Origin of the sequence: Xanthobacter sp. SG618 (assembly GCF_012932745.1) — a bacterium.
GTDB classification, from domain to species: Bacteria; Pseudomonadota; Alphaproteobacteria; order Rhizobiales; family Xanthobacteraceae; genus Xanthobacter; species Xanthobacter flavus.
Genome location: NZ_JABBHL010000002.1, coordinates 15,347 through 39,198, shown reverse-complemented (window position 1 = coordinate 39,198; position 23,852 = coordinate 15,347). Strand labels below are relative to the sequence as shown.

At 67.8% G+C, this 23,852-nt stretch carries 18 protein-coding genes, 1 tRNA gene and 1 pseudogene; 3 read left to right on the top strand and 17 right to left on the bottom strand.

Annotated elements, in window-relative coordinates:
• Window positions 1-55 precede the first annotated feature (55 nt).
• Window positions 56-145: transfer RNA gene (locus FHT36_RS05635), tRNA-Ser, on the top strand.
• A 334-nt stretch (window positions 146-479) separates the two neighbouring features.
• Here the strand turns inward: FHT36_RS05635 and FHT36_RS05630 are convergent.
• The 14 genes and pseudogenes from FHT36_RS05630 to FHT36_RS05565 all read right to left on the bottom strand — a co-directional run bounded on the left by FHT36_RS05630 (window position 480) and on the right by FHT36_RS05565 (window position 18,842).
• Window positions 480-1,076 carry a DUF2239 family protein gene (locus tag FHT36_RS05630; protein WP_169121559.1) on the bottom strand — a complete coding sequence of 199 codons (597 nt, stop codon included), beginning with the start codon at window positions 1,074-1,076 and terminating at the stop codon, window positions 480-482.
• A gap of 61 nt (window positions 1,077-1,137) precedes the next feature.
• Window positions 1,138-1,503 (bottom strand): DUF1850 domain-containing protein, encoded by a 366-nt coding sequence (locus FHT36_RS05625; RefSeq protein WP_169121558.1) that lies wholly within the window; start codon window positions 1,501-1,503, stop codon window positions 1,138-1,140.
• A 3-nt stretch (window positions 1,504-1,506) separates the two neighbouring features.
• Entirely contained in the window at window positions 1,507-3,636 is a 2,130-nt protein-coding gene (locus FHT36_RS05620; RefSeq protein WP_169121557.1) for a TRAP transporter permease, read from the bottom strand.
• Between the two features lie 101 nt (window positions 3,637-3,737).
• Window positions 3,738-4,715: a TAXI family TRAP transporter solute-binding subunit gene (locus tag FHT36_RS05615; RefSeq protein WP_169121556.1), complete on the bottom strand. Its 978-nt coding sequence runs from the start codon at window positions 4,713-4,715 to the stop codon at window positions 3,738-3,740.
• 129 nt (window positions 4,716-4,844) lie between these two features.
• Window positions 4,845-6,023: an NnrS family protein gene (locus tag FHT36_RS05610; RefSeq protein ID WP_169121555.1), complete on the bottom strand. Its 1,179-nt coding sequence runs from the start codon at window positions 6,021-6,023 to the stop codon at window positions 4,845-4,847.
• Window positions 6,024-6,056: 33 nt separating this feature from the next.
• Complete coding sequence (moaA, locus tag FHT36_RS05605) at window positions 6,057-7,088, bottom strand: GTP 3',8-cyclase MoaA (RefSeq protein WP_169121554.1); 1,032 nt, start codon at window positions 7,086-7,088, stop codon at window positions 6,057-6,059.
• A gap of 180 nt (window positions 7,089-7,268) precedes the next feature.
• Window positions 7,269-7,928: pseudogene (locus tag FHT36_RS05600) on the bottom strand (carbonic anhydrase); the annotation flags it as partial.
• Window positions 7,915-8,304, bottom strand: coding sequence for a hypothetical protein (locus tag FHT36_RS05595; RefSeq protein ID WP_169121553.1), 390 nt, complete (start codon window positions 8,302-8,304; stop codon window positions 7,915-7,917). The pseudogene FHT36_RS05600 and the gene FHT36_RS05595, both read right to left, overlap by 14 nt.
• A gap of 9 nt (window positions 8,305-8,313) precedes the next feature.
• Window positions 8,314-9,156, bottom strand: a complete 843-nt coding sequence (locus FHT36_RS05590) for a peptidylprolyl isomerase (protein WP_169121552.1) — start codon at window positions 9,154-9,156, stop codon at window positions 8,314-8,316.
• A gap of 5 nt (window positions 9,157-9,161) precedes the next feature.
• Window positions 9,162-9,935, bottom strand: coding sequence for a respiratory nitrate reductase subunit gamma (narI, locus tag FHT36_RS05585; protein WP_169121551.1), 774 nt, complete (start codon window positions 9,933-9,935; stop codon window positions 9,162-9,164).
• An 11-nt stretch (window positions 9,936-9,946) separates the two neighbouring features.
• Complete coding sequence (narJ, locus tag FHT36_RS05580) at window positions 9,947-10,681, bottom strand: nitrate reductase molybdenum cofactor assembly chaperone (protein WP_169121550.1); 735 nt, start codon at window positions 10,679-10,681, stop codon at window positions 9,947-9,949.
• Window positions 10,681-12,216, bottom strand: a complete 1,536-nt coding sequence (gene narH, locus FHT36_RS05575; RefSeq protein WP_169121549.1) for a nitrate reductase subunit beta — start codon at window positions 12,214-12,216, stop codon at window positions 10,681-10,683. The genes narJ and narH overlap by 1 nt, the downstream gene beginning before the upstream one ends.
• On the bottom strand, window positions 12,213-15,956 hold the full coding sequence (locus FHT36_RS05570; protein ID WP_169121548.1) for a nitrate reductase subunit alpha: 3,744 nt from the start codon (window positions 15,954-15,956) through the stop codon (window positions 12,213-12,215). The genes narH and FHT36_RS05570 overlap by 4 nt, the downstream gene beginning before the upstream one ends.
• A 117-nt stretch (window positions 15,957-16,073) precedes the next feature.
• Complete coding sequence (locus FHT36_RS05565; RefSeq protein WP_169121547.1) at window positions 16,074-18,842, bottom strand: MFS transporter; 2,769 nt, start codon at window positions 18,840-18,842, stop codon at window positions 16,074-16,076.
• Between the two features lie 248 nt (window positions 18,843-19,090).
• Between FHT36_RS05565 and FHT36_RS05560 the strand changes: the two genes are divergently transcribed.
• Entirely contained in the window at window positions 19,091-19,783 is a 693-nt protein-coding gene (locus tag FHT36_RS05560; RefSeq protein ID WP_169121546.1) for a helix-turn-helix domain-containing protein, read from the top strand.
• 107 nt (window positions 19,784-19,890) lie between these two features.
• Window positions 19,891-21,162, top strand: coding sequence for an MFS transporter (locus FHT36_RS05555; protein ID WP_169121545.1), 1,272 nt, complete (start codon window positions 19,891-19,893; stop codon window positions 21,160-21,162).
• 4 nt (window positions 21,163-21,166) lie between these two features.
• Here FHT36_RS05555 and FHT36_RS05550 read toward each other — a convergent pair whose 3' ends face one another.
• From FHT36_RS05550 to FHT36_RS05540, 3 genes are all read right to left on the bottom strand, one after another.
• The gene (locus FHT36_RS05550) at window positions 21,167-21,364 is read right to left on the bottom strand and encodes a hypothetical protein (protein WP_169121525.1); all 198 of its coding nucleotides are present in this window, start codon (window positions 21,362-21,364) and stop codon (window positions 21,167-21,169) included.
• 12 nt (window positions 21,365-21,376) lie between these two features.
• Entirely contained in the window at window positions 21,377-22,630 is a 1,254-nt protein-coding gene (locus FHT36_RS05545) for a lytic murein transglycosylase (protein ID WP_169121544.1), read from the bottom strand.
• Window positions 22,631-22,720: 90 nt separating this feature from the next.
• Window positions 22,721-23,839, bottom strand: a complete 1,119-nt coding sequence (locus tag FHT36_RS05540) for an ABC transporter substrate-binding protein (protein ID WP_169121543.1) — start codon at window positions 23,837-23,839, stop codon at window positions 22,721-22,723.
• Between the last annotated feature and the right edge of the window lie 13 nt (window positions 23,840-23,852).

Here is a 23,852-nt window from a genome sequence, read left to right as displayed (position 1 = left end):
CGCCTTCGGCGGCCATCTTCGAGTGAAGTTCTGCGTGCGCCTGGCGCATGCGGCTGGAGAGGTGGCCGAGTGGTTGAAGGCGCACGCCTGGAACGCGTGTATACGGGAAACCGTATCGAGGGTTCGAATCCCTCTCTCTCCGCCAGTTTCAATAGCTAAACATTTGCAAATTAAACAGTAATTGATGTGGGGAGAAATCCTGCCCTAGCACGTGCGTTAGCTCGTGGTGGTCCATGGTGGACACAATCGGGATTTGCCGGAATTACGCGGGAAGAGGCGGGACGGCGGCCGGTCAGGCCTCCTCCCATGCCCGGACAAGTGGTGTCGCTCATCATGAGCTTCCAGAAATTCTGGGACTAGCGTACGGCCAAGTGCATGGTTCGCGGCTGGGCGAGATTTCCGAGGCGTCGTACCGCAGCCCCGACATGGATCGCGCCCGGTCGACGGAGGCGTGACGAGCGACGTGCGGTGACCGATCGTCAGGATTCCAATCCATCGCCCGCGCCGAAGGCAAGGCGCAGGGTGTGGGTGCGGACATCGGGCGGCCAGCCGGCCGTCATCTGCTCCAGGCCGGCCCGGTCGTCGGCAAACAGGGCGCGGGTGGCCTCTTCATAGTCTGGCAGGTCCCCCGCCAAGGCCTGCATGAAATGATAGGCCGCGGTCTGGGCGGCGCGCCGCTGCCGCTGTGGTGCATCCCGGCGCCGCGCCTCGTCCACCAGGCGGCGCAAGGTGGCGGAGGCGCCGCTCGGCTGGGCGGCAAGCCAGTCCCAGTGTCGGGGGAGCAGCGTCACTTCGCGGGCGACGACGCCGAGCTTCGGGCGGCCGCGGCCCTTGGCGGGCGCGTTGGGGACGGGAGTAGCCGGCGTGCCGGGGACATCAAGCCGGGAGAGGATTTCGGCGTCGCTGCCGCGCAGGTCGAGATCGATGAGCCGGCCGCTGGCATCGTCGAAGACGAGGACGTTCTCTCCGGTCTCGATGGCCGCCTTCACTGCAAGCGCCACCTCGGCAAGGGGACCGCGCCTCAGGAGGCGCGGTCCGGCAAAGGCGGTGCATGAACGGGCCGGGGAGAGGGACACGGGCTGACTCCTGCGAAGGACGGAAAAATACCCGGATGAAAAACTCTGTCCAGCCCGAACGTCATTCGCAGGTGGTGAGCGTCACCGGATCGGCCTCGGGCGGTACGAATTCGGCCATGGGGCGACAGGTGCCGGCGATGCAGACCTGCCAGTCGGCAGTGGCGCCGGAGCGGCGCAGGATCACCTCCCGCTGCGGCGCCAGCACAGGATGGGCGACGTAGAAGCGCCCTTTCAGCACCGCGCCGTCCGGCGGCTCCATGCCGGCGCCCGAGCCTTCGACGCGAACCTCGGTCAGTTCGAGGCCGCCAGGGGTGGCGCGCCAGTCCTCCTGCCATACGCTCTTCTGCACCGAATGGGTCCAGGCGAGCGTGATGGCGGCGGCGAGCCTTACCACCGTCGCTCCCGAGACGAGGCAGGCGAAGACCACGTCTCAGGCCGCGACCGGACGCGTCCGGCTTCTCCAGTAGTGCCAGCCGATGAATGCGGCGGAGGCGGCGAAGCCGACCTCGTCGGTCATGGGCAGCGCGAGAATGAGCAGCGCCGCGGCAGAAAAGGCGATGATCCGCTCGAGGATGTTCAGCGGCGCCAGGAGATAGCCGGTAGCCGTGGCGGCCCATAGGATGATGGCGACCACCGCCTTCACGAAGACATAGGCGACCGCCGGCCAGAAGCCGATGATGTCGGCCATGGGATCGCCGTTCTGCAGCATTAGCGCGGGGGCATAGACCGCCATGAACGGCACCACATAGCCCGCCACTGCAATGCGCGTCGCGATCCAGCCGATGGTCTGCCCGGATGCGCCCGCGATGGGCGCCGCCGCGAAGGCGGCCAGCGCAACGGGCGGGGTCAGATCGGCCATGATGCCGAAATAGAAGACGAACATGTGGGAGACGATCAGCGGCACCCCGAGCGCCAGCAGCGCCGGGCCGGCGATGGACGCGGTGATGATGTAGTTCGGGATGGTCGGCAGCCCCATGCCGAGGATGAGGCAGGCGATCATCGTGAGCACCAGCGACAGGAACAGCGAGTTCTTGCCCACTTCCACCACGAAGGTGGCGAAGGTGGTGGCGACGCCGGTCAGGGTGAACACGCCGATCATGGTGCCCACCAGCGCGCAGGCGATGCCCACGGGCAGCGCATTGCGGGCGCCGTCCGCCATGCTCTCGATGCTGATGCGCAGCGTCTCGCGCCCGCCCTTCACAAAGAATAGGATCGCGACCAGCACCGCGATGACCGTGGCGACGCCGTTGATGCCGTACTCGACAAAGCTCGCCGCCGACAGGCCGAGCACGATCCAGAACACCACCCTGAGCCCGTAAGGCCCGATCAGCCGGGCCACCGGCGCGCCGAGCACGATCAGGGCGGTCAGCGCGAGGCCCACGGTGCCGGCGAACAGCGGCGTGTAGCCGGAGAACAGCAGCCACACCAGGGCCGCCAGCGGCAGGATGAGGTACCAGTTGTTTCTGAGCGCCAGCCAGGCATTGGGGCACTTGTCCTTCGGCAGGCCGGAGAGGCCGTCCTTGCCGGCCTCCAGATGCACCATGGCGAAGACCGTGAAGAAGTAGAGGAAGGCCGGGATCACCGCCGCGGTTGCGATGGTGGCGTAGGGGACATCGATGGTCTCGGCCATGATGAAGGCGACGGCGCCCATCACCGGCGGCATGATCTGACCGCCCATGGAGGCGGTCGCCTCCACCGCGCCAGCGAACGCGGGCTTGTAGCCGAAGCGCTTCATCAGCGGGATGGTGAACTGCCCCGTAGTGACGACGTTGGCGACGCCGGAGCCGTTGATGGTGCCCATCAGTGCGGAAGAAATGACCGCCACCTTGGCCGGTCCGCCCTTGGCATGGCCCACGGTGCCCATGGCGAGGTCATTGAAGAGCTGGATCATCCCCGCGCGCTCGAGGAACGCGCCGAAGAGGATGAACAGGAAGATGAACGAGGAGGAGACATAGGTGGGCGTGCCGTAGATGCCTTCGGTGCCGAGGAACATCTGGTCCACCACCTGGACATAATCGAAGGGGCGGTGGTCGAGCGGGGCGGGCAGGTATTCGCCGAACAGGCCGTAGAGAATGAAGCCTCCGCACATGATGGGCAGGGCGGCGCCCATCAGCCGCCGAGACCCCTCGAACACCAGAGCTACGGCAATCGTGCCCACCACGATGTCCATTGTGGAGGGGTCGCCCGCCCGCTGGATCAGCGCGGCGTAGAATACCCAGTGATAGAGCCCGACGACGAAAGAGAAGATGCCGAGGCCCCAGAGCACGAGGCGTTCGGTGCCGGTCTTGTGGTTGGCTGCGATGGCGAAAACCACCAGGAGCAGGAAGCCCACATGGACCGAGCGCACGATCTGGCTCGCCAGCGGGCTCCAGGCCGCCGTGATGACCTGGAAGGTGGAGAAGGCCACCGCGATCCAGAACACAGCCCGGCCCCACGCTCCCGGCCCCCAGGTGAGGTCGAGCAGCGCGTCGTCCACCACCACCGGGGCGCCGTGCTCGGGATTGTTCACGTCGTGGCTCACCGGCGGGACGGTCTGCGGCGTGTGGAGCGAGGAGGTCATGGGTCAGGGCTCGCGGCGGCTGGCACGGTCTGGAACGGGAAACGGCGGCGCTGGAGCGCGCCGCCGGCAAGGCAATCGAGCGGGCGTCTAAACCCCTCGGATCAGGGCGTGACGCCCTTTTCCTTGAAGAACTTCTCGGCGCCCGGGTGGAAGGCGACCGGCGACCCCTTCATGGCATTGGCGAGGGTGATGGACTTCGCCGCCGAATGGGCCGCGGCGAGTTCCGGCAGGTTCTCGTAGATGGCCTTGGTGATGGCGTAGACCTCGTCGTCCTTCAGGTCGGAGCGGGTGACGAGGAAGTTCGGCACGGCGGCCGTGGCGACGTCCGCGCTCTGGCCCTCATAGGTGCCGGCGGGGATGGTGGTCTTGAGATAGGGCGCACCGATCTTGTCGATCACCGTGCCGGGCACTTCCACCACCACGATGGGCACCGAGTTCGCGAGGTCCTTGATGGAGGCGACGCCGAGGCCTGCGGACTGCAGCGTGGCGTCGAGCTGGCGATTCTTCATCAGCTCCACGGACTCGGCGAAGGGCAGATATTCGATCTTGCCGAGATCTTCGTACTTGAGGCCGGCCGCATTGAGAATGGCGCGGGCGTTGAGTTCCGTGCCGGACTTGGGCGCACCCACGGAGAGGCGCTTGCCCTTGAGATCGGCGATGGTCTTGATGCCGGAATCCTTCGAGGCGACGATCTGGATATAGTTGGGATAGATGCCGCCCAGAGCCCGCACCTTGGTGAGCGGAGCCTTGAAGCCGGCCTCTTCCTTGCCGGCCGCGCCGTCGGCGAGGCTGTCCGCGAGGGTGAAGGCGACCTCGCCCTTGCCCTGCTGCATAAGGTTCAAATTCTCCACCGACGCCTTGGTGGCCTGCACCGAGGGGCGGGTGCCGGGCACCTTCTCGCCGATCACCTTCGAGATCGCGACGCCGAGCGGATAATAGACGCCGGATGTCCCGCCGGTGAGGACGTTGACGAACTCGGCGCGCGCCGCGGCGGGAGAGAAGGCGAGCGCGCAGGACAAAGCGGCTGCGGCGAGATGGGCGGGTCGAAAGACTTTGGCTGCGGCGGACAGGCGCTGCATTGGCGTGCTCCCTTTTTATCGATCGTTGCAGGGAGGCTACCGTCTCGTACCGTAAAGGCCAGTGCCTTTCTGACTCTTGCGACTAAAGTCGTAGATGCGGTTCCGGGGTATGGCCAAGCTTGATGGGTCTCACCCCCTCCTTGCCAGCATCGGCCAGTAGATGATGACGAAGCCGGCGAATGCGGCGCACCAGCAGAATGCAGCAACCAGCATGAGAGGCGCCGTCCACTGGGGGAGCAGGGCCATGGCAATGCGGGCCATAAGCGCTGCGGCGACAAGGAGATAGACCGCGACGGTGCCGGGCGTCGCGGCGAGGGCCTGGCCGGAATGGCCGAGGGTTGCCCGTGTCATCATCGCCAAAGTCATGCCGCCGATGCCGCCGATGGCCCAGATGTGGAGCCCGATGGCTGGGGGGACTTGGTCCGGCATGAGCGCCGACGCCCCAGCCGCCAGAAAGCCCAACGCCACCAGCAGGAAGGCGCCGTGCAGCACCAGAACCAGCGGATCGGCGAAGGTCCGCCAGCCCCGCCAGCGGGCGAGCCGGGCCAGGGATGCAAGGCCGGCGGCGAGCAAGGCGAGGCCAGTCAAGCCCTTGTCCGGAAAGGCAATCCAGGCGACGAGGGCCAGCGCTGACAGGGCGAGGGCGTAGGCATCCCAGCGGTCGAACGGGGCGGGACGCTTCGCCTCACCGCACCGGGCCAGCCAGTTGCCGGTGAAGCTCGGCACCACGCGGCCGCCGAAGAGGAGGATCAGGAAGACGATCAGCGCCAGCGCCGCCCGCCCGGCATGGTCGGCATCACCGGTGAAATGGGCCTCCAGATGGAAGGCGAGATTGGCGCCGGCGAGCAGCCCCACCACAGCTATAACCTTGAGATTGCGCCAGTTTTTCCCCACCGCGATCTCCCGTGCCACCACCAGTGCGAAGACCACGAGGAAGGCGACGTCGATGACCGCCGCCGTCGCCCAGCCGATGCGGGCGGAGACGAGCACGGCGGCGCGGCCCGCAAACCAAAGCAGGGCAAGGCTTCCCAGCGCCGTCCCGGCGACCGGCAGGCGGCCGGTCCAGTTGGGGATCGCGGTGAGGAGGAAGCCGGCGATGACGGCCGCGCCATAGCCGAACAGCATCTCGTGGGCGTGCCATTCGACAGCAGAAAATGCTGTTGGAAGAATGACTTCTCCGAGGAACACCGCCGGCCAGACGGCGATGGCGACAAGGGCGAACAGGCCGGCGCCGAGGAAGAAGGGGCGGTAGCCCCGGCTCAGCAGGGGCGCGCCGGTGAAGGCGCGGAAAGTCGCGGCGGTGTGCATCTCTATGTTCCTGAAATAAATGAAGAATTTCCATCAGCCGCCGAGCGCGGACATGTGCCGGGACAGGGCCGGGGCGCCGCCGCGGGTGATGACGAAATCGTGCCCACGGGGCTTCGCGCGGATGGCGCCGGCGATGGCCTCCGTCATCGCGGCCTCACCGCCGGTACGCAGGCAAGTCTTTAGATCCACAGCATTTTCCTGACCGAGGCAAGTGTAGAGAACGCCCGTCGCGCTTACCCGGATACGGTTACAGCTCTCGCAGAAGGAGTGGGACAGGGGGGTGATGAAGCCGATGCGGCCGCCGGTCTCGGTGACCCGGGCGTAGCGGGCCGGGCCGCCGGTGCGATCAAGCGTGTCGACCAGGGAAAAGTGCTGCTCGATCAAGGCTCTGAGCTGGTCGAGGGGGAGATATTGGTCGACCCGGTCCACGCCCACGTCGCCCAGGGGCATGGTCTCGATGAAGGTGATGTCCATGCCGTGCCGGTGGGCGAATTCTATGAGTTTCACCACCTCATTCGGTGTGGAATCGGCGAGTGCCACCACGTTCAGTTTCACAGTCAGTCCGGCAGTCAGCGCGGCGCGGATGCCGTCCATCACGATGGGCAGCGATCCGCGCCGGGTGACCCGCTGAAAGGTATCCGGATCCAGTGTATCGAGGGAGACATTCACCCGCCGCACCCCGAGGCGGGCGAGGTCGTCCGCGTGGCGGGCGAGCTGGGTGCCGTTGGTGGTCAGCGTCAGCTCCTTCAGCGCGCCGGAGGCGAGGTGGCGGGAGAGGGAGGCGACGAGGTCCATGATGCCCCGCCGCACCAGCGGCTCGCCGCCGGTGAGGCGCAGCTTGGTGACGCCCTGGCGGATGAAGGCGGTGGCGAGGCGGTCCAGCTCCTCGATGGAGAGCACCTCGTTGCGCGGCAGGAAGGTCATGTCCTCCGCCATGCAATAGACGCAGCGCAGGTCGCAGCGGTCGGTCACCGAGAGGCGCAGATAGGTGATGCGGCGGCCGAACAGGTCGATGAGCGAGCAGGGGGAGGCCGGCGCAGGGCAGGGGGCGATCTGGGTGGGCATGGGTCAGGCCTCCTCCGCCGCGCGGGCAGATGGCGAGGGAAAGGCGCCGCAGGCACAGGCGCCCACGCCACAGGTCCCGAGTTCGGGGAAGGCCTCCGCGTCCATCTCCAGGAAGGCGGCGATGGCGTGCCGCCGCGCGGCGGTCATGGGCTCGAAGGGGGCGCCGATCAGCGTGTCGAGGGCCGGCAAGGCGGCGAAGTCCTCGGGCGAGGAGATGGTGGCGCCGAGGTCGCGGAGCAGCCCGTCGCCGATGCCGTAGATCCAGCCGTGCACCGTGACCTGATGGCCGCGCGCCCAGGCGGATTTCATCACCGGCGTGGCGGCGAGGCGGCGCATCTGCAGGGCGACGTTCAGCTCGCACATGCGGTCGATCTGCCGGGCGGCATCGCCGGCCGCCACGATCTCCCGGCGGTGGCGGCAGTAGAGGTCGACGATGGGGGCGAGCCAGTGGTCCACCAGCGCGCCGCCGCCCGCCCCAGCGGCATTCTCCAGCGCCCGTCGCACGCCGCCGCAGCCATAATGGCCGCAGACGATGACATGGCGCACGCTGAGCACTTCCACGGCGAATTCCAGCACCGCCAGCATGTTCATATCGCTGGAATGGATGACGTTGGCGATGTTGCGGTGGACGAACACTTCGCCGGGATCGAGACCCACCACGTCGTTGGCCGGCACCCGGCTGTCGGAGCAGCCGACCCACAGGAAGCGCGGCGCCTGCTGCTCCGCGAGGCGGCGGAAGAAGGTGGGGTCCTGCTCCGTCTTCGCGCGCGCCCAGGCGAGATTGTTGTCGAACAATTCGTCGAGGATGCCGTCCGGGCGGGGGCGCTCAGCCGTGCCCATGGTCGCCCCCACCGTGCCCTCCACCCCCGCAGCCGCCACCCCCGCCGCAGCCGCAGCCCTCATGGGCAGCGCCTTCGGCTTCGCGGGCGGCGGCGGCCGCATCGTCCTTCAGCGCCCATTCGGTCATGGTCCGAAGGCAGGTGGCGGCGGGGTCGGTGCTGCGCTCCAGCGCGGTCATCAGCGCCAGCCAGTCCTCGTCGCCCGCATGGTCGCCGAAGCGGGCGCAGGCGGAAGCGGCATAATCCGCCGCGCGCTCCCCATAAGGTGCCCCGGCCGCATCGGCGCGGGCGACGAGGGAGAGGTCGCCGAGGCCGATGAGCGTCTCCTGTGCGAAGCGTTCATCGCGCAGGCGCCGCAGCAGGCTTCCGAGCAGCATGGCGGCCCCCTATTGCACGAGGGGCGACTGCGCCCCTTCCATGGAGATGCCGCGAATGTCGGCGCGGCCGATGAGCAGGCTCACATACTGGCGCATGGCGGCGTGCCAGGAGGACAGCTCCAGATGGCCGGCAATGGCCTCCCTCACCATCTCGAACGGCAAGGCGCGCCCCGCCACGCGATGGGCGAGGCGGACGATGTGGAAGCCGTAGCGCGTCTCCACCGGCACGGGGTGGAGCGCGCCCGGCTCCATGGCCGCCAGCGCCGTCTCGAACTCCGGCACCGTCTGGCCCCGGCCGATCTGGCCGAGGCTGCCGCCCACCTCGCGGGAGGGGCAGGCGGAGGCCTCGCGCGCGGCGGCCTCGAACACCACGGCGCCGGAGAGAAGGCCGGTGAGCAGGGCTTCGGCCTGGTCCCGTGCCGCCTGCCGGGCGCCCGCATCGGCGGGGTCGGCGGCGATGAGGATGTGCGCCACCTCGTAGAGGTCGCCGGTGCGGAAGAGGGCCGGGTTGCGCGCGAAATAGCGCCGGCAGGTGTCCTCGTCCGCCGTGGGCACCTTCACCTCTTCCTCGAGCAGAGCGCGGATGACCGCCTCTTCCTCGGTCTCGCACCGGTCCTCGTCGTCCTCCTCCGGCACGGCGGCGATGCCGAGACGGTCGGCCTCGGCGAGGAGCAACTGGCGCACCACGAGGGCATGAGCGGCGGCCTGCCATGCGGCGGCGGGGTCGGCGGCCGCATGGTTCTGCGCCTCGTGGGCGATGTCGGCGCGGGAGATGGCGATGCCATCCACGCGGATTTCATGCGGCCGGCGGCCGGCGGGGCGGGGGGCGGTGAGGGTGACGATCTCGACCATGGCCTTCACTCCGCCGGATTGCTGAGGGGGCGGGCGGCGGGGCGCACGGCTGCCGTCGCCGGCAGCGGGCGCGCGGCGACCGGCTTGCGCACGGGCCGGCGCGAGCGCACCACCTGATAGCCGGGCCGGCCGAGATACCAGACCGGCGCGCTCCACACATGCACGAGGCGGGTGAAGGGAAAGACGAGGAAGATCGTCATGCCCAGCACGAGGTGCGCCTTGAAGATGGGGCTCACGTCCGCGACATAGGCGGCCGCCGCCGGCTGGAGGGTGAGGATGCCCTGCGCCCAGTTCATGAACTTCACCATCTCGTGCCCGTCCATGTGATGGAGCGAGACGAAGATGGTGGAGAGGCCGAGGGTGAGCTGCACCCACAGCAGCAGCAGGATGGCGGTGTCGCCGAAGCTGGAGTTCGCCCGGATGCGCGGATCGAACAGCCGGCGGTGGGCCAAAAGCGCGATGCCGATGAAGCACATGACCCCGGCGATGCCACCCACCGTGATGGCGAGGCCCTGCTTGAAGGAATGCGAGATGCCCAGCGCATCGAACACCCAGATGGGGGTGAGGAGGCCGCCGGCATGGCCGATGAAGATGACGAGGATGCCCACATGGAAGAGGTTCGATCCCCAGCGCAATTGCCGCTTGCGCAGCAGCTGCGAGGAGCCGGTCTTCCAGGTGTATTGCTCGCGATCGAAGCGGATGAGGCTGCCGACGAGGAACACCGTGAGGCACAAATAGGGATACCAGCCGAACAGGGCGGAATTGATGGCCTGGGACATGGTCGTCTCCTTCAGGCGGCAGGTTGGCGCGCGGGATGGCGCGCGTCGCGCTGGGCGGCGCGCAATTGGGTGCGGAAGCGATCGACGCCGCAGGAGGCGGCATCGCCGGGGCCGAAGGTAACGGCGGTCTCCTCCCACTCCTTGTCGAGGGCCGTGAGGTCCAGCGCGTCGAGGTCGAGGGCGGCGCGGTCGTCGGCTTCGCCCTCGGAGGTCGGGTTGGGCGCCGTCACCGTCTCGGCGCCGGCAAGGTGGCGCACGGCGGCGAGCACGGCGGCATAGAGCGAGCCGCGCTCGCCAAGGCGCTCTTCCAGCGTGGCGAGGATGTGGTCCACGTCGGCGAGCAGCCCCTGTGCCTCCGCCTCCGGACGGGTGGCGAGGAACTCCAGGAACAAGGGCAGGAAGTCCGGCAGCTCGTTGGCGTCGATGGCGAGGCCGCCCTGCGCGTAGAGCGCCGCGAGGTCCACCATGGCCTGCCCGCGGTCGCGGCTCTCCCCGTGCACATGCTCGAACAGGTGCAGGGACAGGCGCCGCGTGCGGTCGAAGAGGCTCACATAGGCCTCCTGCAGGTCGTAGAGGTCTTCGCCGGCCAGCGACCGCATCAACGGCATGAGGCCGAGGCGGGTCGCGGCGTCGAGCCGGCCGTCTTCGGTGAGCGCCTCGGCGAGGTGGGGCGCCGCATCCTGCAGCGCCGCCTCGGGATAGAGGAGGAGGCGGGAGAGGGCCTTGAGGGTGAGATTGTCGGCCATCACTCGACCTCCATGGGAGTCTTGGTGCGGCGGCCGGGCGTGTGGGTAGGGCTGCCGAACAGGTTCACATCGCTGTCCCCGCCCGAGCAGCCATTGCCGAAGGAGAAGCCGCACGAGCCGCGCAGGTCGAACGGGTCTTCCCCCGCCTCGCGGTGGGCGGTGGGGATGACGAAGCGGTCCTCGTAATTGGCGATCGCCATCGTCTGGTACATGTCCTCGATGTCCGCGCCGGTGAGGCCGACCTTGGTGGCGATGCCCCCATCGATGCGCCCGTCCACCGTCTTCGCCCGCATGTAGGCGCGCATGGCGAGCATGCGTTCCAGCGCCAGGGCGACCGGCTCCTCGTTGCCGGCGGTGAGCAGATTGGCGAGGTAGCGCAATGGGATGCGCAGCGAGCGCACATCCGGCATCTCGCCATCCATCCCCATCTTACCGGCCGTGGCGGCGGACTGGATGGGCGAGAGCGGCGGCACGTACCAGACCATGGGCAGGGTGCGGTATTCGGGATGGAGCGGGAAGGCGACCTTCCACTCCATGGCCATCTTCCAGATGGGCGAGACCTTCGCCGCCTCGATCCACGCCTCCGGCACGCCATCGGCGCGAGCCTGGGCGATGACGGCAGGGTCTTTCGGATCGAGGAAGAGGTCGAGCTGGGCCTGGTAGAGCTTCTTCTCGTCGGCCACCGAGGCCGCGTCCTCGATGCGGTCGGCGTCATAGAGCAGCACGCCGAGATAGCGGATGCGCCCGACGCAGGTTTCCGAGCACACGGTGGGCTGGCCCGCCTCGATGCGCGGGTAGCAGAAGATGCACTTCTCCGACTTTCCCGAAGACCAGTTGTAGTAGATCTTCTTGTAGGGGCAGCCCGACACGCACATGCGCCAGCCCCGGCACTTGTCCTGATCGATGAGGACGATGCCGTCCTCCTCCCGCTTGTAGATGGCGCCGGAGGGGCAGGCCGCCGCACAGGTGGGGTTCAGGCAGTGCTCGCACAGGCGCGGCAGGTACATCATGAAGGTGTTTTCGAACTGGCCGTAGATGTCGGCCTGCACGCCTTCGAAGTTCACGTCCTTGCGGCGCTTGGCGAACTCGCCGCCCAGGATCTCCTCCCAGTTGGGCCCCCACTCGATCTTCTCCATCCGCTCGCCGGAAATGAGGGAGCGCGGGCGGGCGGTGGGGAAGGCTTTCGATTCCTTGGCGGTGTGCAGGTGCTCGTAATCGAAGGTGAAGGGCTCGTAGTAATCGTCGATCTCCGGCAGGTCCGGATTGGCAAAGATGTTGGCGAGCATCCGCCACTTGGCGCCGATGCGCGGCTCGATCTTGCCGTTCGCCTTGCGGCGCCAGCCGCCGTTCCACTTCTTCTGGTTCTCCCACTCGCGCGGGTAGCCGATGCCGGGCTTGGTCTCCACATTGTTGAACCAGGCGTATTCGACGCCCTGGCGGCTCGTCCACACGTTCTTGCAGGTGACGGAGCAGGTGTGACACCCGATGCACTTGTCGAGGTTCAGCACCATGGCGATCTGGGCGCGGATCTTCATTGGGCCATCTCCTTGCCGGAAGCGGCCGGAAGCTCGTCCTCGAGCCAATCGACCTTGTTCATCTTGCGCACCACCACGAACTCGTCGCGGTTGGCGCCGACGGTGCCGTAATAGTTGAAGCCGTAGGATTGCTGGGCATAGCCGCCGATCATGTGGGTCGGCTTCAGCACGGTGCGCGTCACGGAATTATGGATGCCGCCGCGCTTGCCGGTCATTTCCGAGCCGGGGGTGTTAATGATCTTCTCCTGCGCGTGATACATCATGGCCATGCCCGGCATGACGCGCTGGGAGACCACGGCGCGGGCGGTGAGCGCGCCGTTGGCGTTGAACACCTCCACCCAGTCATTGTCGGCAAGGCCGGCCGCGCGGGCGTCGTCCTCGCTGATCCAGATCACCGGCCCGCCCCGGTTGAGGGTGAGCATCAGTAGATTGTCAGTATAGGTGGAGTGGATGCCCCACTTCTGGTGCGGGGTGAGGAAGTTGAGCACGATCTCCTGATTGCCGTTGGGCTTGGCGCCGCGATGGCCGGTGATGGTCTTCAGGTCCACCGGCGGCTTCCAGGTGACGAGCTCCTCGCCGAAGGCCCGCATCCACAGATGGTCCTGATAGAGCTGCTGGCGGCCGGTCAGCGTGCGCCAGGGGATCAGCTCGTGGACGTTGGTGTAGCCGGCGTTGTAGCAGACCTTCTCGCTCTCGATGCCCGACCAGGTGGGCGAGGAGATGATCTTGCGCGGCTGCGCCTGCACATCGCGGAAACGGATCTTCTCGTCTTCCTTGGGCAATGCGAGATGAGCGTGCTCGCGGCCGGTGTTCTTGGAAAGCGCTTCCCACGCCTTCACCGCCACTTCGCCATTGGTCTCCGGCGCCAGCATGAGGATGACCTCGGCGGCGTCGATGTCGGTCTCGATCTTGGCGAGGCCCTCGGCCGGGCCGTCGCGGTGGGTGCCGTTGAGGGCCTTGAGCGCCTCCACCTCATGCCCGGTCTTCCAGGCGATACCCTTGCCGCCATTGCCGATCTTCTCCATCAGCGGGCCCAGCGCGGTGAAGCGGGCGTAGGTCGCCGGATAGTCGCGCTCCACCACGGTGACGGTGGGCATGGTCTTGCCGGGAATGGGCTCCACCTCGCCGTTGCGCCAGTCCTTCACATCCAGCGCCTGCGCGATCTCGGCGGGCGTGTCGTGGAGGATGGGGGTGAGCACCGTGTCCTCTTCCACGCCCAGCACCTCGGGCGCGACGGCGGAGAAGGTGCGGGCGAGGCCCTTGTAGATGTCCCAGTCGGAGCGCGCTTCCCATGCCGGGTCCACCGCCGCCGAGAGCGGATGGATGAAGGGGTGCATGTCAGAGGTATTGAGATCGTTCTTCTCGTACCAGGTGGCGGTGGGCAGCACGATGTCCGAGTAGACGCAGGTGGTGGACATGCGGAAGTCCAGCGTCACCAGAAGATCGAGCTTGCCGGTGGGGGCTTCCTCATGCCACGCGACTTCCGTGTTGCGCACCGCGCCCTCGGCGCCGAGGTCCTTGCCCATCACGCCGTGCTGGGTGCCGAGCAGGTGCTTGAGGAAGTATTCGTGCCCCTTGCCCGAAGACCCCAGCAGGTTGGAGCGCCAGACGAAGAGGTTGCGCGGCCAGTTGTCCGGGTGGTCAGGATCGTGGCAGGAGAGTTCCAGCTCGCCGCTCTTCAGCGCAGAGGCCACATAGTCCTTCACCTCCTTGCCGGCGGCCTTGGCCTTGGCGGAGATGGATAGTGGGTTCTGCCTCAGCTGCGGGGCGGAGGGTAGCCAGCCCATGCGCTCAGCGCGGACATTGTAGTCGATGAAGCTCTTGTCCCATTCCCCCTTGGGCGCGGTGGGGGAGAGGATTTCGCCGGCGGTCAGCGTCTCATAGCGCCACTGGTCCGTGTGGGCATACCAGAAGGAGGTGGCGTTCTGGTGCCGGGGCGGTCGCGACCAGTCGAGCCCGAAGGCGAGCGGCTGCCAGCCGGTCTGCGGCCGCAGCTTTTCCTGCCCCACATAATGCGACCAGCCGCCGCCCGACTGGCCGATGGCGCCGCAGAACACCAAGAGGTTGATGACCCCCCGGTAGTTCATGTCCATGTGATACCAGTGGTTCATGGCCGCGCCGATGATGATCATCGAGCGCCCGTTGGTCTTCTCCGCATTGGTGGCGAACTCGCGCGCCACGGTGATGATGGCATCGCGCTTCACGCCGGTGATGCGCTCGGCCCAGGCGGGGGTGAAGGGCACGTCCTCGTCATAGGAGACGGCGACGTTGCCGCCGCCGAAGCCGCGGTCGAGGCCGTAATTGGCCATCATGAGATCGTAGACGGTGGCGACCTTCATCACGCTGCCATCCGCCCCCTGGATGAGGCGGACGGGCAGGTTGCGCGTCAGCACCTCCCCATGGTCGGTGGAGACGAAATGCTCGGTGGCGCGGCCGCCGAAATAGGGGAAGTCCACGGCCGCGATCTCGTCCGCATGGTCGTCCAGCGAGAGGCGCAGGCGCAGGGGGCGGCCGGCGCCGTCCTTCTCCTCCAGGTTCCATTTTGCCTGCTCGCCCCAGCGGTGGCCGATGGAGCCGACGGGGGCGACGAGATCGCCGCTCGCCTCATCGAAGGCGACGGTCTTCCACTCGGGATTGTTGGTTTCGCCGAGGCCGCCGGGGAGGTCTGATGCGCGCAGCATCCGTTCCGCCACGAGCCGCCCCTCCTGCTCCACCAGCCGCACGAGGAAGGGCATGTCCGAATAGCGGCGCAGGTAATCGTCGAAATAGGGCACCTGCCGGTCGAGGTGATATTCGCGCAGGATCACATGGCCCATGGCCAGCGCCAGCGCGGCGTCGGTGCCCTGCTTGGGGTTCAGCCAGATGTCGGCGAACTTGGTGGCCTCGGCATAATCAGGCGTCACCACCGCGCTCTTGGTGCCCTTGTAGCGCACCTCGGTGTAGAAATGGGCGTCCGGCGTGCGCGTCTGCGGCACGTTGGAGCCCCACACGATGATGAAGCCGGCATTGTACCAGTCGGCGCTCTCCGGCACGTCGGTCTGCTCGCCCCAGGTCTGGGGGGAGGCCGGCGGCAGGTCGCAATACCAGTCGTAGAAGGAGAGGCACACGCCGCCCAGCAGCGAGAGATAGCGCGCGCCCGCCGCATAAGAGACCATGGACATGGCCGGGATGGGCGAGAAGCCCGCCACCCTGTCCGGGCCGTGCTTGCGAATGGTGTGGGCGTTGGCGGCGGCGATGATCTCGTTCACCTCGTCCCAGGTGGCGCGCACCAGCCCGCCATGGCCGCGGATGGAGGTGTAGGAGGCGCGCTTTTCCGCGTTCTCGACGATGGAGGCCCAGGCGGCGACCGGCGGCAGCTTCGCCCGCGCCTCGCGCCACAGCTTCAGGAGGCGCCCGCGCACCATGGGGTGCTTCACCCGCGCGCCGGAATAGAGATACCAGCTGTAGGAGGCGCCGCGGGCGCAGCCGCGGGGCTCATGGTTGGGCAGGTCCGGGCGGGTGCGGGGATAGTCCGTCTGCTGGGTTTCCCAGGTGACGATGCCGCCCTTCACATAGATCTTCCACGAGCAGGAGCCGGTGCAGTTCACGCCGTGGGTGGAGCGCACGATCTTGTCGTGCTGCCAGCGCTTCCGGTAGCCGTCCTCCCACGAGCGGTCCTCGTGGGTGACGATGCCGTGGCCATTGGAGAAGGGCTCGGTCTCGCGGCGGAAGAAGGTGAGCCGGTCGAGGAAATGGGACATGGGGATGCCTTCGGTTTTACCGTCGGCCTCGGTCGATGACCGATGCCAAGTGGGTTCGCTCAAGCGCCGCGCGGGCTTGGCCAAAGGTCCGCGAGCCGGGCTCGCAGGCCTTTGGAATTACGCGGCTGCAGCCGGACGGTGGGTGGCGCGCGGGGCGATCCCGCGCTCGATGTCGTGGAGGAGGCCGCCCTTGCGGGTGTAGACGGCCCACGTGATGACCAGGCAGCTCACATAGAAGCCGAGGAAGGCCCAGAGCGCCGCCTCCGGCGAGCCGGTGAGCGCGATGGAGGTGCCGTACCCCTTGGGGATGAAGAAGGCCCCGAAGGCGGCAATCGCCGAGGTGAAGCCGGTGATGGCCGCCGCCTCCTTCTCCGCCTGCTTGCGACGCGCCTCCGCATCGGCGTCGGGCATCAGGCGCTCCATCTCCTTGGCCATGATCGCGGGGATCATCTGGAAGGTGGAGGCGTTGCCGACGCCGGTGGCGAAGAACAGCAGCAGGAAGGCCGCGAAGAAGGCCGAGAAGGCCCAGGGCTCGGCGCGCATGCCGATGGCCCACAGCACGCCCGAGACACCCGCCATCATCAGCACGAAGACGAAGAGCGTCACCCGTCCGCCGCCGTAGCGGTCCGCCAGCCATCCCGTGCCGGAGCGGGCGAGCGCGCCGACCAGCGGGCCGAGGAAGGCGTAGGAGAGCGCGTTCACCTCCGGGAAGAGGATGTTGGTGAGCAGCGGGAAGCCCGCCGAATAGCCGATGAAGGAGCCGAACGTGCCCGTATAGAGCCAGCACATGATCCAGTTGTGCTTGCGCTGGAAGATCACCGACTGCTCGCGGAAGGAGGCGCGGGCGTCGGCGATGTCGTTCATGCCGAACCACGCGCCGAAGGCCGAGAGCACGATGAAGGGCACGAAGACGAAGCCGGCATTCTGCAGCCACATGGGCGCCGGCCCCGCCGCCGCCTTCACCAGCGCCGGATCGCCGCCGAACTTGCCGAACAGGCCCATGGTGATGACCAGCGGCACCACGAACTGCACCACGCTGACCCCGAGATTGCCGAGGCCGGCATTCAGCGCCAGCGCGTTGCCCTTCTCCGCCTTGGGGAAGAAGAAGGAGATGTTGGCCATGGAGGAGGCGAAGTTGCCGCCGCCGAAGCCGCACAGCAGCGCGAGGATGAGCAGCACCACATAGGGCGTGTCCGGGTTCTGCACCGCATAGCCGATGCCGAGCGCGGGGATGATGAGCGACCAGGTGGTGAGCGTCGTCCAGAGCCGTCCGCCGAAGATCGGCACCATGAAGGAATAGAAGATGCGCAGCGTCGCGCCGGTCAGCCCCGGCAGAGCGGCGAGCCAGAACAGCTGGTCGGTGGTGAATTTGAAGCCCACCAGCGGCAGCTTCGCCACCACCACCGACCACACCTGCCAGATGGCAAAGGAGAGCAGCAGCGCCGGGATGGAGAGCCACAAATTGCGCCGGGCGATGGCGCGACCGGTGGAGGTCCAGAAGGCCTTGTCCTCGGGCCGCCAGTCGGTCAGCACCGCGCCGGCCTTGCGGGCGGGCAGGGCAGGGGCGGGGGTTCCGGGGGCGGGCATGCCCTGCATCTCCGGCAGTTCGGGCAGGCTCGCGAGAGCGGAGGCGGAGGCCTCCTTTTCCATGTGGCGGATGGCGAGGTGCATCCAGGCGAGGGCGCCGACCGCGATGACGAACAGCAGCATGAAACAGCTGGTCCACAGGCCGGTGAGGTCGTTGAGCACGCCGAAGGCCAGCGGCAGCACGAAGCCGCCAAGGCCGCCGATCATCCCCACGAGGCCGCCCACGGCGCCCACATTGTTGGGGTAATAGACCGGGATGTGCTTGTAGACCGCCGCCTTGCCCAGCGCCATGAAGAAGCCGAGCACGAATACCGTGACGGTGAAGCCGGCGACGCCCATTTCCATGTGGAAGGTGATGGGCCCGTTGATGCCGCGCACCACATAGTCCGTGGGCGGATAGGACAGCACGAAGGTGGCGGCCACTGAGACCAGGAAGGTCCAGTACATCACCCGCCGCGCGCCATAGACGTCGGAGAGATGCCCGCCATAGGCGCGGAACAAGCTCGCCGGCACGGAGAAGGCGGCGGCAATCATGCCCGCCTGCTTGATGTCGAGGCCGTAGACCTTCACCAGATACTGCGGCAGCCACAAAGCCAGCGCGACGAAGGCGCCGAAGACGAAGAAATAATAGAGCGAGAAGCGCCACACCTGGACGTTCTTCAGCGGCTCCAGCTCCAGCCACGCGCTCTTCGGCTTGATGCCGAGGCGGCGGCGCTCCACCAGCACCGGATCGTCCTTGGTGGTGACGAAGAAGAGGACGGCCATCACCACGAGGGCGGCGGCCCACACCTGCGCCACCATCTGCCAGCCGAAGGCGACCAGCACGAAGGGGGCGAGGAACTTGGTCACCGCCGCGCCCACATTGCCGGCGCCGAAGATGCCGAGCGCGGTGCCCTGCTTGCCCGCCGGATACCAGCGCGAGACATAGGCGACGCCCACCGAGAAGGAGCCGCCGGCGATGCCGACGCCCAGCGCCGCCAGCAGGAACTGCGGGTAGGTCGCGGCATAGGTGAGGAGGAAGGTGGCCACCGCCGCGGCCAGCATGGTGAGGGCGAAGACGACGCGCCCGCCATACACATCCGCCCACACGCCCAGCGCCACGCGGATGAGCGAGCCGGTGAGGATGGGCGTGCCGATGAGCAGGCCGAACTCGGTGTCCGAGAGGCCGAGATCCTGCCTGATGCGGATGCCGATGATGGAGAAGATCGTCCACACCGCGAAGCACACGGTGAAGGCGAGGGTGCTCATGGAAAGGGCGCGCCGCTGGTCGCTTTGGCTCGCCTCGAAAGGGGTGTGCATGGCTTCAACCCGCCAGTTGCAAAGTCGCGGCCGGGCCGCGCGTCGCAAACCTGCGGCGGGGGCGCCGTGGCTTCTTTGATCTGTATCAGTAATAGACTTCGGTCATCAGAAATCAGGAGGTACTTATTCGATAAGTCGAAGATAAATGTCTTTCTTCTGTTCTGTGATTTACAAGCTTTGACGTGGCAATTGACATTTGTCAATCCGCCGGCCTGATGGCATGGTAGGGGTGACGAAAAGAGGTGTGCATGAGGCCCGACGACGCCGCCGTCATCAGAAGCCTGCCGCTGTTCGCCGATGCCCGCGAGGAGACCTTCGCGGAACTGGTGCGCACGGCCTTTCTCCAGCGATTCCCGCCGGGGGTGACGCTCATCAACGAGAATGACGAGGCGGATTTCCTGCACGTGGTGGTGGAGGGGCAGGTGGAGCTTTTCGCCACCTCCGGCGAGCGCGAGACCACCATGAGCATCGTCGAGCCGGTGGGCACCTTCATCCTCGCCGCCGTGCTCAACGCGCGCATCTATCTCCAGTCCGCCCGCACCCTGCAGAAATCGCAGGTGCTGATGATCCCGGCGGAGAAGGTGCGCGATGCGCTGGGCACGGACGAGGCCTTCACCCGCGCCGTCGTCACCGAGCTGGCCCGCGGCTATCGCCGGGCAGTGAAGGAGGTGAAGGGCCAGAAGCTGCGCACGGGGGCCGAGCGCCTCGCCAACTGGCTGCTTCAGCGCGCCGAGGCGGAGCGCGCGGACCGCATCACCCTGCCGTTCGAGAAGCGCGTGCTCTCCTCGCTGCTGGGTATGACGCCGGAAAATCTCTCCCGCGCCTTCGCCGTGCTGAAGACCCATGGCGTCACCAGCCGGGGCGCCGTCATCACCCTCGCCGATCGCGCGACGCTTGCGGCCTTCGCGCGGCCCGATCCGCTCATCGACGGGCCGGAGTGAGGGGCTCTCCAACGCACCAGACCCGCCGTGGCTCTTGATTAAGACCGCCCGTCTTGCCCATGGTGCTCCCGGCCGGTGACTCACCGTGCACGGGCAGGGGGAGATCCATGGCGGCGACGCGGTTCCACAGGGTGGTGATCTTCCTCCTGTTCGCCATCACGGTGGTGAACTACATCGACCGCGCCGCCATCTCCTATGCCATCCCGGCCATCGAGCAGCAGCTGGGGCTCTCCAAGGCGGCCGCCGGCACCATCCTCGGGGCGTTCGGCCTCGGCTATGCGGTGACGACGCTCATCGGCGGCTTCGCGGTGGATCGCTACGGCGCGCGCATCATGCTGAGCATCGCGGCGGTGCTGTGGAGCCTGTCCATCGGCCTCACCGGCCTCGCCTCCGGCTTCCTCACCCTCTATCTCGCGCGCACGCTGCTGGGCATGGCGGAGGGGCCGAACTTCTCGGCCGTCACCGGCGCGGTGGAGCGCTGGCTGCCACCGGCCCGGCAGGCGAGCGCGCTCTCCTATGCGCTGGTGGCGGTGCCGGTGGCCCTCGCCTGCGGCGGGCCGATCGTGACGCAGCTTCTGGCGGCGCTGGGCTGGCGCGGCACGTTCGCCGTACTGTTCGCACTCTCGCTGGTCTGGGTGCCGCTCTGGTACGTCCTCTTCCGCGACGACCCCGCCCAGTCGCGCCATGTGAATGCGCAGGAACTGGCCTTCATCCGCGCGGGCCAGAAGGCGGAGGCCGCGCCTGTCCGCCGCTGGCCGCGCATGAGCGAGGTGCGGGTGCTGCTCACCAACCGCACGCTGCTGGTGAATTACTGGGCCTTCTTCGTCTTCGGCTATTTCCTGTTCTTCTTTATGGCCTGGCTGCCGAGCTATCTCCAGCAGTCCTACGGGCTGAACCTTGCCGCCGTGGGCGCCTTCACCGTGCTGCCCTGGCTCTGTGCCGCCGTGGCGCTCTGGACGCTGGGACGCTGGTCCGATCACCTCCTGAGGACCACCGGCCGGCTGCGCGTGTCGCGCTCCTATCTCATCGCGGGCACGCAGCTGGTGGCGGCCCTCGCGGTGGTGCCGGTGGCGTTCAGCGCCAGCCTGCCAGTGGCCATCGCCTGTATCTCGCTGGCGGTCGCCGCCTCCATGGGGGCGAACGCCGCTTATTTCGCGGTGAATGTGGACATCGTGCCGGAGAAGGCGGCCACCGCTTTGGGCATCATGGATTTCTGCTTTGCGCTGGCCGGTTTCGTGGCGCCCGTCATCCCCGGCTTCGTGCTGTCGCTGCGCGGCTCGTTCGCGGACGGCTTCGCCCTGATGGCGGTGCTGGCGCTCTCGTCCGTCGTTCTCGTCCTCGCCTTCCACCAGCCGGACGAGGACCGCGCGATCCCCTGAGGCGTCAGCGCCGCGCGCGCATCACCGCTGCGAAAGCGAGCAGGATGGCGGAGGTGGCGATGCCGGCCGTCACCACGCCCGCAGGGGTCCAGCGGGCGGTTCCCTGAAGGGTGATGCTCTTGCCGACCTTCAGGTCCCACGTCGCCTTCATTTCCTCGGGGTGATAGGGGGTGGCGGGGGGCGCGTCGCGGGTCTCGCTCATGGTGTCTCCCCTTCAGCGTCCGGCATTCATGGCGTTCAACACGGCCTCGCTCGGCCAGCAATCCACCTTGAGCCCGGCGGATTTCTGGTAGGCGCCGAGCGCCGCGCGCGTCTGCATCCCGGCCTTGCCGTCGATCTTGTCGGAATAGAGCCCCAGCCGGGCCAGATGCTTCTGCATGGCCTCCACCGATTTCGTCTTGAGCTGGGAGGAGGCGGACCACGGCGTGCGGAAGGGCGAGGGGTCGGTCATGCGGTCGGAGAGGTGGCCGACGAACAGCACGTAGAGGTCCGAGAAATTGTACTGCTTGATGACGAAGTAGTTCGCCGTGGTGAGAAAGGCCGGGCCGTAGGTGCCCTCCGGCTGCAGCAGCGAGGCGGGCTGCGCCACCTCGGTGGCGGAGAGGCGGCGGACGGGGGCGTAGCGGGCGCGGATCCACTCGGCGATGGGCTGCTTGAACTCCGGCACGCCCATGGTGCAGTCGGCATTCACCGGCGCCAGCACCTCATAGGCCCAGCGCACGCCCGGCTGCCACCCCTTGTCGGCGAGCTGCTTGGCGGCGGAGGCGAGCGCATCCGGCACCGAATGCCAGATGTCGGCATGGCCGGTGCCGTCGAGATCGACGCCGTGCTTCACATAGTCGGAGGGCAGGAACTGGGTGAGGCCCGTCGCCCCGGCCCAGGAGGCGCGGAAATCCTTCCGGCTCACATCGCCGTCGTTCAGCATCTTCAGGGCGAGGATGAACTCGGTGCGGTACTGGTCCTTGCGCCGGCCGGCATAGGCCTGCGTCGCCAGCACCTTGAGCGCGTCGTGGGGCGAGGTGTAGCGGCCGAAATCGGTCTCCCGGCCCCAGATGGCCAGCACCACGGGGGCGGGCACGCCGAACATGGCCTCGATGCGGTCGAGGGGCGCCTTGTATTTCTGCATCAGCCGCTGCCCCTCGGCGGCGAGGCGGGCGATGGTGGCCTCCTTCACATAGGCCGCCGGCACCTGCACGAACTCGGCCTGTCCGCCGGCACCGGTGGAGGGGCGGCCGGGCAAGGCGAGGTCGGGCAGCTTGTAGTCGGGCTCGAGGCCCGCCGTCTCCCGCTCGAAGGTCGCGCGCGTTACGCCGGCCGCCTGCGCCTCCGGCCACAGGGAGGCGATGAACTGCGTGAAGGCGCCATCCGCCGCCCGCGCCGGCGCGGAAGCGGCGAAGGTAAGGGCCAAGGTCCAGGCGATCAGCCCGGCAAGGAGGCAACGGCAACCGGCAGGCAAGGGGCGGCTCATCGATCGGAGGAAGCAGCGCCGGAGGGTACCATGACCCGCCGCCGCCGCCAAAGCGGGCCGCCGCCCGCTCGTCCCCGTGCGCTGCCGCCCTCAGACGGTCAGCACGTCCGCATAGATCTTCTCGGCGAAGCGCTGGGAATTGGTGGCGGGCTTGATGACCTGCACCAGCTTCAGTTCGTCGGTATAGGCCGCGAGCTGGGTCTTGAGGTCGGCGCCCACCGGCGCATGATGGTGGTCCTGGCTGTTCAGCATGGCCACGAGATCGTCGATGGAGCCCTTGCCGCCATAGCCGGAGAAGGTGCGGGCGGCGAGTTCCGGGTCGGCGCCGACCTTGTGCGCGCCTTCCAGGATGGCACGGGTGAGGGCGGTGGCCACCGGCCGCTCGTCGCGGATCAGGCTGCCGCGCACGCCGATGATGCAGCAGGCGCGATCGGCGTACTTCTCCGAGAGGTTGGTGGCGATCTCGGTGAGCTTGCCCTTGGATTCCTTGATCCAAATCCAGGTGCGCGGATCGGCGTCCGCCAGCGCCTGCGCCTCGCCCTTGTCGATGGCGAGCGGCAGCGCCTCCAGCGGATACTGGCGCCACTCCACGTCCTTGAACGGATCGACGCCGCGCTCGGCGAGATAGATGGAGAAGAAGTTCTTGCCGGGCGAAGCCTGGTCGGAGATGGCGATGGTCTTGCCCTTCAGGTCCGATACCTTGGTGACGCCCGCGCTGGCATCGCCCAGCAGCCGCAGGCAGCCGCCGTGAACGCCGGCGGTGATCTTCACGTCGAAGCCCTGTTCCAGCGGCTTCAGCCAGCGCAGCGCCATGCCGATGCCGGCGTCGGCCTTGCCGGTGGCGATGGCTTCCAGCAATTGCTCGGTGGAGCTGCCGAAATTGACGAAGTCCACGTCGAGGCCGTGGCGGGCGAAGATGCCCGTCTCCTTCGCCACCGGCGCGGCGGCGGTGCAGATGGCGCTGGCGTTCCAGGCGAGCTTGAGCGGCCGCAGCGGGCCGGTGGGCGCGGCGCCCTCCGCGGCGGTGAGGCAGAGCGGGAAATCCGGCACCGTGCTCGCCGGCGCGCGCATCAGGTTGGCGGCGAGCACCCGCCCGCCGGCGGCACCGGCGAGGGTCGCCGCACCCGCGGCGAGGCCATAGCGCAGCAGGCTGCGGCGGGAGGCTGAGCGGGGGGCGTCTGCGGCGTCCGTGTTCGGGTCGTGGGTCATGGCGGGCTCCTGA